This window comes from Pseudoalteromonas sp. Isolate3 (assembly GCF_022398505.1).
Taxonomy (GTDB): Bacteria; Pseudomonadota; Gammaproteobacteria; order Enterobacterales; family Alteromonadaceae; genus Pseudoalteromonas; species Pseudoalteromonas apostichopi.
In genome coordinates this window covers 1-16,372 of the sequence record NZ_JAKEVN010000097.1, presented here as the reverse complement: position 1 = coordinate 16,372, position 16,372 = coordinate 1, and the positions used below count along the sequence as shown (strand labels likewise).

The following is a 16,372-nucleotide window of genomic DNA, read 5'->3' as shown; positions in this document are numbered from 1 at the left end:
GAGTTTTTACTTTATTTCGTTTTTTGGTTTTATCTTTTTTGTAAAAACACCGTACTGTTAACACTGCAGCGAAAATAACTTGTTATAATCAGCTAAATTTTTTTAGTGAGTATGAGTAATGACCCAAGTAGACGTAATTGTGATTGGCGCCGGTGCCGCAGGTTTGATGTGTGCTGCACAAGCAGGCTACCGTGGTCGCAATGTTACTGTGCTTGATATGGGCAAAAAGCCGGGCCGTAAAATATTAATCAGCGGCGGTGGTCGTTGTAACTTCACCAATGAAAACGCAAGCCCAGACAATTACTTGTGTGGCAATCCTCACTTTGTAAAATCGTGTTTAAGCCGTTATACCCAACATGACTTTATTGAGCTGGTGGACCGTCACGGTTTGGCTTATCACCATAAAACGCTGGGCCAGTTATTCTGCGATAACAGCGCACAAGATATCGTCGATATTCTTTTAACTGAGTGCGAGTGGGCGGGAGTTAACATAGCGCTGCGTAACGAAGTACTCAGTGTGACCAAAACAGATGCTGGTTATGAAGTTATTACCGAGCAAGACAGCTATCAATGCGAGTCGTTAGTTGTTGCATCCGGTGGGTTAACCATGCCTAAGCTCGGTGCAACACCAATTGGTTATAAAATTGCAGATCAATTTGGTTTAACAGTGTTACCAACCATGGCGGCATTAGTGCCATTTACTTTGCACCAGCACGATAAAGATCGCTTTGAAGGTTTATCGGGGATCAGTATTCCTTGTCTGGTTAGCAGTGAAGATGGCACCCAGTTCAAAGAGAACATCCTGTTTACTCACCGTGGCCTTTCGGGCCCAGCGATTTTGCAAATCAGCTCTTTTTGGCGTGCAGGGCAAACTGTGTACATCAACTTGTTACCCGAGCTCGATTTAAAACAGCAGCTTGAGCAGTGGCGTCAAAGCCAAGGGCAAAAGTCACTAAAAAATACTCTTGCGACAATTTTACCAAAGCGTTTTGTTGAAATGCTGCACGACACCAAGGCTATTCCAGATTGCAATGTAAACCAGCTAAGCCATGCGCAAATCGACGCGTTACATGACTACGTTCATAATTGGCAAATTAAACCCAACGGCACAGAGGGTTACAGAACCGCCGAAGTCACGCTTGGCGGTGTAGACACCGACGAGTTAAGCTCAAAAACCTTCGAAGCGAAAAAGTCACAGGGCCTTTATTTCATCGGCGAAGTAACCGATGTCACCGGCTGGTTAGGCGGCTACAACTTCCAATATGCTTGGAGCTGCGGCTTTGCAGCAGGGCAGTATTGTTGATTTGAGTTGCTAGTTGCTAGTTGCGAGTTGCAAGTTACTAGGGGAAAGGTATTAGTGGTTATGGCATAGGAGCTAGGCTCTAGGAGCTAGGTTAGCACTTGCTTGTAGGTCGTGCTTTAGCGCGAGGCTGTTATTAATGGAGTAATAGATGAATAAAGTATATAAATTTTATCCAGAATATGAAGATGAATTTATTACTCCGATTGATACCTCAGAAACGAGTTTATTATTCTATGAACAGCTTTAAAGCTTACTTAGTACTTTCTTTTCTACTGGTGATTACATCTCATTCGCATGCTGATGATGTTAGTTGGCAGTGGCAATCAGATTTGGAAAAAGCGATATTGAAAGCCGATACCTCAGTGCAAAATATAGAGCTTGGTTCTTACTGGGATACACGTTATAGGGCTGCTGTATTTTCTGTTGCAAACTTAATATCAATCGGTTGGTCTAGTCGAGGGTTTAATCCAGAAATATACAACACGGTTTTGAATGATATTTGGAATAATACTAGTCAAAAGCACTTACTAAATGACAACTTAATTCGCTTATCTTCTCTAACGTGGAGGTTAAACCTTAAGAATAGATGCTTTGATGCTAACGTGAATAAAAGCCGTGCTCGTAAGTACATCATTAAAATGATTAACTCGGATGAGAATGTTTTAAAGGATTCTGCAATCAGTGGGCTCGGGTTATTAGGCGAACGTGAAGATGTTGATATGTTGATTGAGCTATTGATTAACAATCAAAATACCTTTGTTGGATCTTCTGCATTAAGCTCTCTTTTGCTTGTTGAAGGTGATTACGCGCTAGAAATGCTTAGGACTAATATACAAAAAGTCTCCAATGATTCTCTAAAGCAGCAGATTAAGGAAGAGCTTAGTTTCATACGAGTCAGTGATGATAAGTGCGCTGAATAAAATCTATCGCATTCATAAAAAGTCAAACTATGCTGGTAGCACCTAGCACCTAGCACCTAGCACCTAGCACCTAGCACCTAGCACCTAGCACCTAGCACCTAAAATCAATACTTGCCGCCATAAATGACGCCCTACATAATTTTGATAGCTGATAGCTGATAGCTGATAGCTGATAGCTGATAGCTGATAGCTGATAGCTGATAGCTGATAGCTGATAGCTGATAGCTGATAGCTGATAGCTGATAGCTGATAGCTAATTTATAGTCTATTCTTTCATTTTGCTGAGTAGTAATAATGTATTGGACTCGAGTTGCCCATGAAGCTTAACGACGCACAGATGTTTATTAACCCTGTTTATCGGTTAATAGAAATTACACCTATCCCCGTTACTGTTTCTTCGCCTAGCGGTAAACTTGAATATGCAAACCCGGCACTAAAACAATTATTAGGTTATGAAGGCGATGAAGTGTACGCAGATGATGTTGTTATAACTCATGCTGATGACAGGGAGTTAAATAAAACTATTCGTGCCAAGCTTAATCAGTTCCCTGAGCAGCCATTACAAATCGAAAAGCGTTACAAGCATAAGCTTGGGCATTCTATTTATTGCCAGCTGAACATTGTCGCTGAGGTAGATAATGACGGTAATGTCGTTCGTTATATTTCACAGATAATTGATTTAACAACGGTCAATAAAGAGGCGGCAGCAGATATTCTACTGACATATTTGGTTGATAAATCAAATGATGCCATGTTTATTGCAGACCCTCAGTTTGGTCAAATTCTTAACTGTAATCAATTAGCTTACAAGTGCTTAGGTTATGAAAAAGAAGAGCTACTAAAACTGACTGTGCCAGATATTAACCCAGACTATGATACGAATAGCAAATGGCTGGATAGGGTAGCGCGAATAAAAGCCCAAGAAACCACTATTTTTGAGTCGTGCTTAAAACATAAAGATGGTCATACTTTTCCAACTGAAGTGAGTGTTTGTTATATCGACCATCAAGGAAAAAGTTATCTTCTTGCGATTGTGCGTGACATTTCAGCTCGAAAAAATAAAGAACAGGCGTTGATTGAGCTTGCTAACCTTGACCCGCTTACCCAATTACCGAACCGTCGTTATCTAGAGCAATTATTGAATGATGTATTTAGTGAAAATGGTGATGTGGCTGAGGGAATGGGCTTTATTTATATCGATTTGGATGAGTTTAAACAAATCAACGATCAATATGGCCATGCAATAGGTGATGAAGTTTTAGTATGGGTTGCAAAGCAACTTCAAGCCGCCGTTAGAAGTACCGACTATGTAGTAAGAATGGGCGGCGATGAGTTTTTAGTGACTATATCAGGAGTAACTAATACGATGATTTTGAATCGCTTAGCGCATAAAATTGCGGCTCAGTTTACAAAACCATTTAGTTCTAAAGGTATATCAATTGAGGTTACAGCGAGTATAGGTGTGACAGCGCATTTTCTAGGAGATGGTGTGTACGCAGCGAATCAGTTAATTGAAGAAGCCGATGCGGCTATGTACCAAGCTAAAAAGCAACCTGGAACAACCATTATTCACTTTAGCTAATCGTTTTAAAGCCTTAAGTTACTTTGAAACTTGAAACTTTTCCCGTCTAAGCAGCCACTTCAACACAATTACGGCCGTTACTTTTCGCTTTATACAATGCTTTGTCGGCAACGGTGAGGGTTTCTTTCACGGTTGTTGAAGAGTGAGCTACGCTGTGTATACCAATACTCACGGTAAACTGCACGGTTTGCACTTCATCAATAGTGATGTAGGTTTCTTGCGCCTTTTGGCGAATTCGCTCGGCAACTAGCTTTGCATCAAGTAGGTTACAATTGAGTAGTAACACAAACTCTTCGCCGCCGTAACGGCAGGCTATATCAGCAAGGCCTTGTTCTGAGGTGAGTATGTTGGCAAATGCGATAATAACTTTATCGCCAACATCGTGGCCGTATGTGTCGTTAATGTTTTTGAAGTGGTCGAGATCAGCAATTAGGAGGGTAAACTCTTGCTGATTGGTTGCCATCGCGGCAATCAGTTCTTCACTTTTTCTGTCAAAGTAACGGCGATTATACAGGCCTGTCATAGGGTCTGTATCGACCAAGCGGTTGAGCTCAGTTTGCTGTGCTTTAATTTTTTCGAGGCTCTTAATTCGATAGGAAAGAATAAACGCCATCATTAACGCTTCGAGCAAAATACCTATGCCAACACCGTGGCTATTAATCACGTTTGCGTCGCTGATCCCTTTGTAATAAAGCACCGCCAGCATATTGAAAATAACGAACATAGAGTGGCCGAGCAAAAAGTATTTTGCCAGCGCGTTACCTTTGCGCCACAGCGAAATAGATACTCCAAATGTCACAGTCATCATTAATGCAGCCAAGCTGCTGGCAGGTTTTAATGCACCTACAATATCGAACAAGCTATAAACAAAGTCCGCAACGAGTAAGAACAAAATAATCGAAAGTGCAATATGCTCTTTAGGGTAGAGCTTTTTGGTTTCGAAAATAAGCATTACAAAGATCACTAAAAAGCTTGGCATACTTAGCAAGTTAGAATTGAGTTGTAATAGTTCGGCACTAAAAATACCGAAAAAGTTAGCGGCAACACCATAAGATAGCGCCACCCAAACTGTGCCAGAAATAAGGTAAAGGGCGTAAACGATGTTCTCGATTTTACGTGCCGATAAATACAAGAAAAAGTTATAAATCATCAGTGCTAACATCATCCCAACAAGTAGAGCAATATAATTACCATTCCCTACAAGAGCACGTTTTGAGTGCTCTTCATCAAAAATAGCGAGTGCAAACCATTGATGAGAAAAGGTCACGCTTTTTATGTAAATTGTTTTTTGCTGATTGGGTGCAATATAAAACGAAAATACGGCACTACCACCAAACATGTTGGTTTTAGGTCCTGCTTTATCAAGCTGAATGACCGATTGGTTTATCAGTTGCCCTGCTTGCGTTTCGTAAAAGCTCACTTCTTCTAAGTGATAGGCATCTGGGTTATGTACAAATAAGCGCAGGGTGTCGCTGTAGGTATTTTTTATAACTATTTTTGACCATGTTGTTTTGGCATTCGTGCCTAAAGTGAGCTTGTTTTGACTGTTTATAAAACTTTGCAGCTGAACTTGTGAAAGAGGCATAGTGCCAGAGCCATCAATAAAATAGCTCATATCAAATTGGGTGAGGTCAATGCTACGTTGGTTAATATTAACAATAGGGGAGTTATCGGCGCGGCTTTGATTAGCCAAAGTTAGGCATATTGAGTAGATAACAAAAAGCAGTATAAAGCGCGTAATCATCCCTGGTGCCTGTATCCAAATAAAAATAGTAATAAAGTTTTATTTTTAACGTAAACTGCTGGCTTGTCGAGTAAATTATTAACGAAAAATAAAAAAGCCGCTAACTTAGCGGCTTTGTTGGTTGCGAAAATATATTAACGTAGGTCGAAACGATCTAGCGTCATTACTTTAGTCCACGCTGCTACGAAATCATCAACGAACTTTTGTTTAGCATCGTCAGATGCATACACTTCAGCAATTGAACGAAGCTCTGAGTTGGAGCCAAAGATCAAGTCTACAGGTGTTGCTGTCCACTTAAGTTTGCCTGACTTACGGTCACGGCCTTCGTAAACACCTTCTTCAGAAGATTTAGACCACTTCGTTGACATATCGAGTAGGTTAACGAAGAAATCGTTACTTAATGTGCCTGGTTTTTTCGTGAATACACCGTGTTTAGTTTGGTCAGTATTCGCGTTAAGAGCACGCATACCACCTAGTAGTGCAGTCATTTCTGGTACTGATAAGCTTAATAAATCAGCACGTTCAACAAGCATTTCAGCCGGTGATTTCCATGCTGAGCTATAGTAGTTACGGAACGCATCTGCCGTTGGCTCAAGCACTTCGAATGATTCAACGTCAGTCATTTCTAATGATGCATCCATACGACCTGGCTTGAATGGTACTGCGATAGAGAAACCAGCGTCGCTTGCTGCTTTTTCGATTGCAGCCGCACCACCAAGAACAATCATATCTGCTAGTGAAATTTCTTTACCGCCAGATGCGTTTTTGTTGAACTTAGTTTGGATTTTCTCAAGTTTGCTAAGTACTTTAGCCACTTCTTTCGGGTTGTTTACCGGCCAATCTTTTTGCGGAGCAAAACGAATACGTGCACCGTTTGCACCACCACGCATATCTGTGTCGCGGTAGCTTGCTGCTGATGCCCAAGCAACACGGACTAGTTCAGATACAGATAAACCTGAATCTAAGATGCTAGCTTTAAGTGACGCGATATCTTTGCTGTCTACTAGTTTGTGGTCAACCGCAGGGATGTAGTCTTGCCAAATTAATACTTCTTCTGGCACTAAGTCACCTAAGTAACGAGCTCGTGGGCCCATGTCACGGTGGTTTAGTTTGAACCATGCTTTAGCAAATGCGAGTTCGAACTCTTTCGGGTCGTTTAAGAAACGTTCTGAGATCTTACGGAACTCAGGATCCGCTTTTAACGCGATATCGGTTGTGAACATGATAGGTGCATGACGCTTACCTTTGATGTGTGCATCTGGCACAAGATTAGATGCTTGACCCTTTTCAGGGATCCACTGAGTTGCACCTGCTGGGCTCTTGGTTTTAACCCATTCAAAGCTGAACAAGTTTTGAAGGTAGTTAATTGACCAACGTGTTGGTGTCACAGTCCATGCACCTTCAAGACCTGAAGTGATGGTATCTTCTGAATGGCCTTTACCACATTTATTTTTCCAACCTAAGCCTTGTTCTTCGATACCCGCTGCTGCAGGTTCTTTGTCTAAACAGGTCGCTTTTTTGGCACCGTGAGCTTTACCAAAGCTGTGACCACCGGCGATTAGGGCAACGATTTCTTCATCGTTCATTGCCATGCGGCCGAAAGATAAACGAATATCTTCTGCTGCAAGAAGTGGATCAGGATTACCGTGTGGGCCTTCAGGGTTTACATAGATTAAGCCCATCTCAACTGCCGCTAGTGGACCTTTTAGTTTGCCTTTTTTGTCACGACGTTCGTCAGTTAACATTTTGCCTTCAGGGCCCCAGTATACGTAGTCTGGTTCCCAATCGTCTTCACGACCACCGGCATAACCGAAAGTTTTGAAGCCCATTGATTCAAGTGCAACGTTACCCGTTAGTGCCATTAAGTCAGCCCAAGAAATACTGCGGCCATATTTCTGCTTTATTGGCCAAAGTAAACGACGCGCTTTATCAAGGTTTGCGTTATCTGGCCAGCTGTTTAGTGGGTCGAAACGTTGTTGACCACCGCCAGCACCACCACGGCCATCGAATGTACGGTAAGTGCCTGATGCGTGCCACGCCATGCGGATGAAGAATGGACCGTAGTGACCGTAATCAGCAGGCCACCAGTCTTGAGAGTCAGTCAGTACCTTCTCAATGTCGGCTTTTACCGCATTTAGATCTAATTTTAAGAATTCTTTTTTGTAATTAAAGTATGGACCCATAGGATCAGACTCTGCGCCATGAGCACGAAGTTGGCTAAGGTCTAATTGCTCTGGCCACCAGAATTGGTTTGATTTTATTTCGTTCGTAGCTTGTACGCCTGTTGCCACCAACAGTGACACTGCAACAGCGACTTTAGAGAAAGCTGAAGTTGATTTTTTTAACATTGTGTTGTCTCCAGTTAGAAGTTGGGTGAAATATAGAGTTGTTCTGATTAACTTTCCACTTACAAACTGGGGTTTAAATCGATTGATAAAATCGATAAAATAGATGGTGTGATTGATTTTTTCGAACAAAGCCAGCAATAATGCTGGCTCTAGGGGAGGGGGACATTAAGCTGAAATTCAGCTTATTGTTTATTCTTCAATAAAAGGGACGCCGTTTTTGATCCACTTAGCAGCAGGTTTACCTTTTAAGTAATGATCAAAATATTCCATCATGCGCACCGAAAAATCCACTTGGTTAGGGAATTTCTTCAAGTGGTGTGGTTCACCTTCGTATTGTAAGAAGGTTGCATCTTTACCGGCACGGCGAAGAGCTAAGTAGTATTGAACCCCTTCGTGCCATGGCACTGCATCATCTTTGTCACCAAACATAATCAGAATTGGGGTATTCACTTTATCGGCAAAGAACACCGGTGAGTTTTCGATATATAGCTCTGGCGCTTCGAATAAAGTTTTGCCTATACGGCTTTGCCCTGTTTCGTATTGAAACTGACGGGCAAGACCTGATTTTAAGCGAATACCGCTGTAAGCACTGGTCATATTAGATACTGGCGCACCTGATACAACGGCCTTGAACATGTCTGTTTGAGTGATCATAAAGGCGCTTTGGTAGCCTGCCCAAGAGTGACCTTGTAAACCAATTTTATCTGGATCAGCAATGCCTAAATCAATTAACTTTTGAGTTGCGTTGATCATAGTTTGCGTTGATGATTTACCAGGATGACCAATCTCAAAACGGATATCAGGTAAGAAAATCGCATAGCCATTTGAGGTAAACATCGGGAAGTTAGGGCGATGATTTAACTCCATTTTCGGGAAGTCATACATGCGTTGGCTCATATAGCGGTAGAAGTACACAACTACAGGAACCTTATCGCCTTTTTTATAGCCTGCAGGCTTAATTAATACGCCTTGTAAATCTTCACCATCAAACCCTTTGTAGCTAATAAGCTCAGGTTTTTCACCCCATGCAAAGTTGCTAATTTGCGGGTTTAGGTTAGTAACACGTTGTGGCTTTTTGAAGCTAAAATCAGTTTGGTAGTAATCAGGGAATTGCTGGTATGTTTGTGCAGTAAATAGGTATTTGTCGGCATTTTTAGCCTTTTTCACTACGTCATAGCGCTTTTTACCCGAAAGTACTTTGCTGACTTTATTGCTCGATAAGTCAAGTTTGGCAATCTCTGTTTGCTTATCTTGCACGTTGGTTGCGCTTAGCAATAATGTTTCATCTTTGGCAAAACCAACTTGGTCTTTATCAAGTTTAATAACACGATATTGGGTGTTAGTTTCTTTACCTTGAGTTAAGCGCGTTGCCTTTTGTGATGCGACATCAAAAGCCCAAATATCAAATTTGCTGTAAACCAATACTTGGCTGCTGTCATTCAACCAGCCCGCAAAACCATAACCCGGCTGAGGTGATGGGTAGTCATGTTTATCATCAGCAAAAACAGCGTTAATTGCTTTAGATAAGGTCGAAACCTTGTTGCTACCTAAATCTTTTAGCTGAACTTGGCTATCTTGGAAAAATGCTGCAAATTGACCATTTGGCGCAAGGCTTGGTCTAAATGGATAGTCGCTGACGATAGCTGTTTGTTTACCGGTTTTAACATCAACACTGAAGTAATCTGCATAAAAACCACCATACATAACGCGCTCTAAGTAAGGTCGGTCTGAATAGCCTAATAGTGCTTCGCGATTAGTGTTAAGCGAAACTTCTGGCATGTTTGGTGTGCTTAGCTGCACAACGTGCTGACCATTTATATGATACACAGCTTGGTAGTGACGAAGCTTATTCGCTTTGTTCCATTGCTGCTCTTCGCGAGGCTTAATTTCAGCGTCTTTATTGTGCCAAACGTTTAGGCCCTTCTGGTCGCGTATGGTATCGAAATCATATAAAGAGGCTTCATCTTTGTATTCTTTCAAGACAGATTTAGCGGCGAGTTTAGGGTGGTTTTCATAGTATAAACGAGCACCATCTTCAGACCATTTTAATGATGCTGTTTTGCCGATAGTCCAGCTGCTATCTGCTGAGTTAATGGTTGAAAGAGCCCCGTTTTGTAAAAGCTGTAAGCTGTGATCGCGACGTCTTGTATCATCATTAACATAATTACCAATTAATAGTGCTGCGGTATTGCTGTTTGGTTGCCATGCAATTTTATTTGCAACAACACCAGGCTCATCAATCAACACGTTAGTTGCAAAGTCATTATTAAGATCAACTAATACAACTTGGTTGTCGGCACCATCACTGTAGCTTTGGCTTGCTAATAATTGCTCGCCTGTACTGCTAATCGCATAGCTAAATACATTATTTACAGTGTGAGTGGTTTTGTCTTGAAGATTAACAAGCACTAAATCAAAGCTTTTATCTTTTTTATCTGGCTTGATTTCGCTGCTGTTTTCGTCTTTTTCTTCGCCGTCTTTTTTATCTGCTTTTTCTGCTTTCTTATCTAGTCGATAGGCAAGCCATATACCATCATCCGATAACGCATAGTCTTTTACATCGTTAAAAGTCTGTTGCTCGCCATTTTTAGTATTTACTAAAACAAGGTTATTTTTCAGCTGGTCTTTTTTCTTGGTGGTTTCTTTTTCAAGTAGGGTAGGTACCTGAGTAAAAGCCACCCAGTTTGCCGCTTTATTAATAGTAGGGCGAGTACCGCGCTCAACGCTGGTAAGTAGGTGGTTATTGTTTAACGTATAAACCTGACCTTCAGCATTACCGCGATAAGGGTCTGCACTAAAGCTAAGAATTTGGCCGTCTTCAGAAAGTTGGGTGCCTTTTGCGTATTTAAAATCAAACACGTCTTTAAATTGCAGAGCCTCTTTCGCACTAACATGTGCACTACCAAGGCTTGTCACCAAGGCTAAGCTCAAAAGTGATAATTGCGCTTTCATTAGTCTTTCTCGTTGTTTTTAAAATTTACGCACCCAGTGTAGCGTTTTTAATAAACAATTCGAGTAGATACGATAAGTGGCGTGTTTGGGGAGTTGAGCTGATAGCTGTAAGCTTTAAGCTATCAGCCATAAGCTAAAAAAGTTGTCGGTAGGTTTTGTTAAAAGGGTAGCAGCGGGTTTACCCCGCGTATTTTAATTACACCGCTGCGCGATATGAGATCGCGCCTACGGCTAATTTCCTACAACCAAATCTTCTGTAGTTCTGGCCACTGTTTTTCAAATTGCGCACTTGGTTTTGCTTTAAAGTCGCTGCGCACGAATTGGTTCATCTTACCTTCAACATAGGCGAGTAAGAAATTGGCTAGGGTGCTTTCGTCTGATTGGAATGCTTTGCCTTCGCGAAGTTTGCGCTCGCGTAGCACTTGCTTGAATTGAGTTTCTAGCTTCTCGAATAAGCCTTGTACTCGTTCACGTAAACGCTCTTGTTCACCTTGTAAGGCATCACCGGTCAAAATACGGGTAATGCCTGGGTTTTTCTCTGCAAAGGCTAACAATAACAGCAAAATATTGTAGACTCGAGTTTGGCTTTCTTTCTCATTTTCTAAAATGAGATTAATGCGTGATAACAGAGTATCTTCAATAAACTCGATTAGGCCCTCAAACATCCGTGCTTTACTCGGGAAATGACGATATAACGCAGCTTCAGACACACCTACCTCCGCCGCTAGTTTTGCGGTTGTGATACGTTGACCTGGGCTGGTTTCTAACATTTGTGCGAGTGCTTGCAGAATCTGCTCTTTGCGATTACTTCTTTTTGTCGCAGGCATGACCATTCCTTTCTTATAATTTATTACTTGCGCTGTTGGGAGTCAGACAAGCCATTTTTTGTGCAAATGAGTGGCTTATGTTAATGTTTTATTCAGTTTCTTTCCAGCATTTTTACAAACGCTTGGCAAGCTCAGTCATTACGCTCATGGCCAAATCTTTTTTACTTCCCATTGCTAAATCTAGCTGCTCATTGTGCCAGAACAGTGTTAAAGCATTATGATCAGAATTAAAGCCAAGGCCTTCTTTTGATACGTCATTTGCGCAGATCATATCGAGGTTTTTATTCTTTAATTTACCTTGTGCGTAACTGGCAACATCTTGGGTTTCGGCAGCAAAACCAACTGTATAAGGACGGTTTTCGTTCAGCGCGGCGACGTTAGCTATGACATCTGGGTTTTTAACTAAGGTAAGGGTTAGTTCATCACCTTGCTTTTTCATTTTTTGCTCATGAATCGCTGCTGCACGGTAATCTGCCACCGCTGCACAGCCGATAAAGGCATCCGATTGCGCGGCTAGCTCCATCGAGGCGGTGAGTAATTGCTCAGCACTTTCTATATTAGTAAGCAGGGCATTAGCAGGTGCTTTAATTGTCACTGGGCCTGAAATCAGGTTTACCTTTGCACCTAACGCAAGTGCAGCTTCAGCAAGGGCATAACCCATTTTGCCAGAGCTGTGATTAGAAATATAACGAACTGGGTCGAGGGCTTCTCGGGTTGGTCCTGCTGTGATCGTGATGGTTTTGCCTGCAAGTAAAGGCTCAACCTCAGGTTGTGTACACAGCGCGACTAACTCATGAGGCTCTAACATACGTCCTGCGCCTACATCACCACAGGCTTGCTCACCTTTACCTGGGCCCCAAATAGCAACGCCGCGTTCACTAAGTGTGGCAATATTTGCTTGTGTAGCTGGGTGGGCGTACATCTGTTGGTTCATGGCAGGTGCAACCGCGACTTTTGCAGGGGTGGCTAGTAGTAGGGTTGTCAGTAAGTCATCTGCAATACCCATCGCCATTTTCGCTAAAATATTGCTGGTTGCAGGGGCGACTAAAATAAGGTCTGCCCATTTGGCAAACTCAATATGACCCATTGCGGCTTCTGCTGCAGGGTCGAGTAATGAATCAGAAACAATCTCACCGCTTACCGCTTGCATAGTTAAAGGAGTAATAAAGTGTTTTGCTGAGTCGGTCATGACGACTTTTACTTCACAGCCTTTATCTTTTAAACGGCGAACAAGCTCTGCGCATTTATAGGCTGCAATACCACCACTCATACCTAGCAGGATTTTTTTATTTACTGATTTTGTCATTACGTGAAATTTAACCTTTGTCGATATGGGCTAACGATAGCAAATCTTTACCGATAGCATGAAGTTTTCTTTTTTCTTACAGGAAAAAACGCGATTTTATAGTACAGTTTATTAAATGGAATAGTTGTTTTAAGGATGAAGCAATGCCGTTAACCGATCTACCTTTATCAGCAAGGCCGCGGGAGAAGTTACTCGCCCAAGGCGCAAAAGCACTCTCAGACGCTGAGCTATTAGCGATATTTTTACGTACCGGCGTGCCGGGTATGAATGCCATTGAGTTGGCCGAGCACCTACTAGATATAAATAGCACCCTGCACAATTTATTTAATGCCACTGAACAAGAGTTTTGTTCACAAAGGGGGTTAGGAGCCGCTAAATATGTGCAGCTCCAAGCTGTGCTTGAGTTGAGCCGGCGCTATATGCTTGAGCAATGTAAACGCGAGGCACTATTTAATTCGCCACAGGCTGTGTATAACTATTTAACTATTCAGTTGCGTGGCTTACAGCAAGAAGTATTTATGGTGCTGTACTTGGACAGTCAAAACCAATTGATAAAAGACGAAGTGCTTTTTTATGGCACTATTAATGCGGCTTCCGTCTATCCTCGTGAAGTTGTTAAAGCTGCACTACGTAATAATGCGGCGGCACTGATTCTTGCCCATAACCATCCAAGTGGGGTAGCAGAGCCAAGTCAGGCCGATAAATTGATCACTACAAAATTACAACAAGCTTTAGCCTTAATAGATATAAATGTACTGGATCACATCATAGTGGGTGGTGAAAATTGTGTATCGTTTGCCGAAAGGGGATTAATTTAAGCGGAGCTAAGGCAGGAGTGTGTTAAAAATGAGCAGTTTAGGGCGATTTTAGAAATTAGTTTAATTTAAATGCAGTTTTTACTTTCCCTAAGGGCATTCGATCATTATAATTAGCCGCTATCAAATTTACACATGAGCTGATTGGATAAGATCTGTTACTTGATCTTTGCCTGTATAAGCTGTATAAAGAGCGCCCTTCGATTTATCCCGGGGCACAAATACTGGCCTAAGGGAAAATTAAGCTCGAGCGAAGTTATTGGAGATATATAGACATGTCTAAAGTATGTCAAGTTACAGGTAAGCGTCCAGCGGTTGGTAACCACCGTTCACACGCGAGAAACGCGACTAAACGTCGTTTCCTACCTAACCTACAAACTCACCGTTTTTGGGTTGAAAGTGAAAAACGTTTTGTAACACTACGCACTACTACTAAAGGTATGCGTATTATCGATAAAAAAGGCATCGACGCGGTTCTTACAGAAATCCGTGCTCGTGGCGAAAAAGTTTAAGGAACTGAATCATGCGCGATAAGATCCGTTTAGTTTCAACTGCTGGTACTGGTTTTTTCTACACTACCGACAAGAACAAGCGTAACATGCCTGAAAAAATGGAAATCAAAAAATACGATCCTAAAGCTCGTAAACACGTGATTTTCAAAGAAGCTAAAATCAAGTAATTTTAGTTTTCAGAATCTCAAAAACCCAGCCTCGGCTGGGTTTTTTGTTTTTCAGCTTAGATTTGCAGTTTAGAAAATAGCAATCAGCACAAGAATCTTATTTGCTCTGCTGTTTTATCTTGCTTAATTATCAATCTAAGCGTAAAATGCGCGCTCATTTCGGCTTATTAAATTTAATTCCTTGCCTTAAACCGACTGGCCGAAACGGTAGAAGGCTCTATTAACCGTAAGGAATATCCATGCGTCATTACGAAATCGTATTCATGGTTCACCCTGATCAGAGTGAGCAAGTACCTGGTATGATCGAACGTTATACTGGTTCTATCACTGAAGCTGGTGGTACTATCCACCGTCTTGAAGACTGGGGCCGTCGTCAATTGGCTTACCCAATCGACAAGCTTCACAAAGCTCATTATGTTCTTATGAACGTTGAAGCACCTACTGAAGTAATCAGCGAGCTAGAAACTACTTTCCGCTACAACGATGCAGTGCTTCGTAACTTAGTTATGCGTACTAAAGACGCTGTAACTGAAGCATCTCCTCTTGCGAAAGAAGAGAAGAAAGAAGCACCAGCTGCTTAATCGTTTTGAGTTCAAGCATGGCGCTTGCAGTTGAGACAAAAAGATGAGCCAACCGGTTAATCCTTATATGAATCAGCTGACATTATCTGGGGTTGTTTGTAAAACACCTAAATATAGTCAAAGCCCTGCTGGTATACCGCATTGTATTTTTGTTCTTGAACATAAATCGATGCAAGTTGAAGCAGACCTTAACCGTAATAGTTATGTCAGACTTCAAGTTGTTGCCAGCGGCACGCCAATGCAACAACAAACTCAACAATTGCACGTTGGGCAACAAGTGCAAGTGACGGGGTTTTTAAACCGTCACGAAGGACGAAACGGCTTAAGCCAGTTAGTCTTGCATGCTCAACATATAGAAAGAATTTTTTGAGGAATTTTACTCATGGCACGTTATTTCAGACGTCGTAAGTTCTGCCGCTTTAAAGCGGAAGGCGTACAACAAATCGATTATAAAGATCTAGCTACTCTTAGAAACTATGTTACAGAAAGTGGCAAAATCGTACCTAGCCGTATCACAGGTACTAGCGCTAAATACCAGCGTCAGCTAGCAACTGCTATCAAGCGTGCTCGCTACTTAGCCCTTCTTCCATACACTGACTTACATAAGTAAGCAGCGGATTAACAGTTTTTAAAAGGTGTAGAGACATGCAAGTTATTCTACTAGACAAGATCGCAAACCTAGGTGGCCTAGGTGACCAGGTTGTAGTTAAATCTGGCTTCGCACGTAACTTCCTTTTCCCACAAGGTAAGGCAGTTCCTGCAACTAAAGCTAACATCGAAACTTTCGAAGCACGTCGTGCTGATTTAGAAGCTAAGATCGCTGAAGATCTAGCTGCTGCTCAAGCTCGCGCTGACAAGTTAGAAGCATTAGCTGAAGTTACACTAGTTTCTAAAGCTGGTGACGAAGGCAAGTTATTCGGTTCTATCGGTACTCGCGACATCGCTGAAGCTATTTCAGCTGTTGGCGTTGAAGTTGCTAAATCAGAAGTTCGTTTACCTCTAGGTACTATCCGTGAGACTGGCGAATTTGACGTAGCAATCGCAGTACACTCAGACGTATCGGCTACTATCAAAGTAATCGTTATCGCTGAAGCTTAATAGCAATATTAAGTAGAAAAAGCCGCGCTTTATGTGCGGCTTTTTTGTGCCTGAAATTTTTTTATAAACAACGTTATTCATTCGCCTAAACACTATTAATTTCAGCGTGTTGTACCTCCATTAATCACCAGTATAGATACTAATAGTATTAGTTTTTTATGTTTTAAACACACAAGTACTAACCCTATAATCTTACCTATTTTGCAAACTAACGTTC

General features: G+C 41.8%; 15 protein-coding genes. 10 read left to right on the top strand and 5 right to left on the bottom strand.

The features are described from left to right. The first annotated feature begins 118 nt into the window (after positions 1–118). The 3 genes from L1D46_RS15985 to L1D46_RS15975 all read left to right on the top strand — a co-directional run bounded on the left by L1D46_RS15985 (position 119) and on the right by L1D46_RS15975 (position 3,805). Positions 119–1,303, top strand: a complete 1,185-nt coding sequence (locus tag L1D46_RS15985) for an NAD(P)/FAD-dependent oxidoreductase (protein ID WP_178926567.1) — start codon at positions 119–121, stop codon at positions 1,301–1,303. 233 nt (positions 1,304–1,536) lie between these two features. Next, positions 1,537–2,223 carry a hypothetical protein gene (locus L1D46_RS15980; protein WP_167658698.1) on the top strand — a complete coding sequence of 229 codons (687 nt, stop codon included), beginning with the start codon at positions 1,537–1,539 and terminating at the stop codon, positions 2,221–2,223. A 316-nt stretch (positions 2,224–2,539) separates the two neighbouring features. Next, entirely contained in the window at positions 2,540–3,805 is a 1,266-nt protein-coding gene (locus L1D46_RS15975; RefSeq protein ID WP_130049758.1) for a diguanylate cyclase, read from the top strand. A 46-nt stretch (positions 3,806–3,851) separates the two neighbouring features. Here L1D46_RS15975 and L1D46_RS15970 read toward each other — a convergent pair whose 3' ends face one another. From L1D46_RS15970 to coaBC, 5 genes are all read right to left on the bottom strand, one after another. After that, the gene (locus L1D46_RS15970; protein WP_130049757.1) at positions 3,852–5,549 is read right to left on the bottom strand and encodes a diguanylate cyclase; all 1,698 of its coding nucleotides are present in this window, start codon (positions 5,547–5,549) and stop codon (positions 3,852–3,854) included. Positions 5,550–5,683: 134 nt separating this feature from the next. Next, positions 5,684–7,897, bottom strand: a complete 2,214-nt coding sequence (katG, locus tag L1D46_RS15965; protein ID WP_130049756.1) for a catalase/peroxidase HPI — start codon at positions 7,895–7,897, stop codon at positions 5,684–5,686. 189 nt (positions 7,898–8,086) lie between these two features. Further along, the gene (locus tag L1D46_RS15960; RefSeq protein ID WP_239977855.1) at positions 8,087–10,849 is read right to left on the bottom strand and encodes a prolyl oligopeptidase family serine peptidase; all 2,763 of its coding nucleotides are present in this window, start codon (positions 10,847–10,849) and stop codon (positions 8,087–8,089) included. Between the two features lie 239 nt (positions 10,850–11,088). Next, positions 11,089–11,676 carry a nucleoid occlusion factor SlmA gene (slmA, locus tag L1D46_RS15955; RefSeq protein ID WP_054554189.1) on the bottom strand — a complete coding sequence of 196 codons (588 nt, stop codon included), beginning with the start codon at positions 11,674–11,676 and terminating at the stop codon, positions 11,089–11,091. Between the two features lie 112 nt (positions 11,677–11,788). Further along, a complete protein-coding gene (coaBC, locus tag L1D46_RS15950) occupies positions 11,789–12,982 on the bottom strand; it encodes a bifunctional phosphopantothenoylcysteine decarboxylase/phosphopantothenate--cysteine ligase CoaBC (protein WP_130049754.1) in 1,194 nt (397 codons plus the stop codon). Between the two features lie 143 nt (positions 12,983–13,125). On the opposite strand from coaBC, the gene radC reads away from it, so the two are divergent. The 7 genes from radC to rplI all read left to right on the top strand — a co-directional run bounded on the left by radC (position 13,126) and on the right by rplI (position 16,155). Beyond that, a complete protein-coding gene (gene radC, locus L1D46_RS15945; RefSeq protein ID WP_130049753.1) occupies positions 13,126–13,800 on the top strand; it encodes a DNA repair protein RadC in 675 nt (224 codons plus the stop codon). Between the two features lie 272 nt (positions 13,801–14,072). Beyond that, positions 14,073–14,309 (top strand): 50S ribosomal protein L28, encoded by a 237-nt coding sequence (gene rpmB, locus L1D46_RS15940; protein ID WP_036973115.1) that lies wholly within the window; start codon positions 14,073–14,075, stop codon positions 14,307–14,309. Between the two features lie 11 nt (positions 14,310–14,320). Further along, complete coding sequence (gene rpmG / locus L1D46_RS15935) at positions 14,321–14,476, top strand: 50S ribosomal protein L33 (protein WP_022946036.1); 156 nt, start codon at positions 14,321–14,323, stop codon at positions 14,474–14,476. Positions 14,477–14,715: 239 nt separating this feature from the next. Then, entirely contained in the window at positions 14,716–15,057 is a 342-nt protein-coding gene (gene rpsF, locus L1D46_RS15930; protein ID WP_036973113.1) for a 30S ribosomal protein S6, read from the top strand. 67 nt (positions 15,058–15,124) lie between these two features. Continuing rightward, positions 15,125–15,427: a primosomal replication protein N gene (gene priB, locus L1D46_RS15925; RefSeq protein WP_036973732.1), complete on the top strand. Its 303-nt coding sequence runs from the start codon at positions 15,125–15,127 to the stop codon at positions 15,425–15,427. 12 nt (positions 15,428–15,439) lie between these two features. Then, on the top strand, positions 15,440–15,667 hold the full coding sequence (rpsR, locus tag L1D46_RS15920; RefSeq protein WP_002962753.1) for a 30S ribosomal protein S18: 228 nt from the start codon (positions 15,440–15,442) through the stop codon (positions 15,665–15,667). 35 nt (positions 15,668–15,702) lie between these two features. Beyond that, positions 15,703–16,155 carry a 50S ribosomal protein L9 gene (gene rplI, locus L1D46_RS15915; protein ID WP_054554192.1) on the top strand — a complete coding sequence of 151 codons (453 nt, stop codon included), beginning with the start codon at positions 15,703–15,705 and terminating at the stop codon, positions 16,153–16,155. The last annotated feature ends 217 nt before the right edge of the window (positions 16,156–16,372 follow it).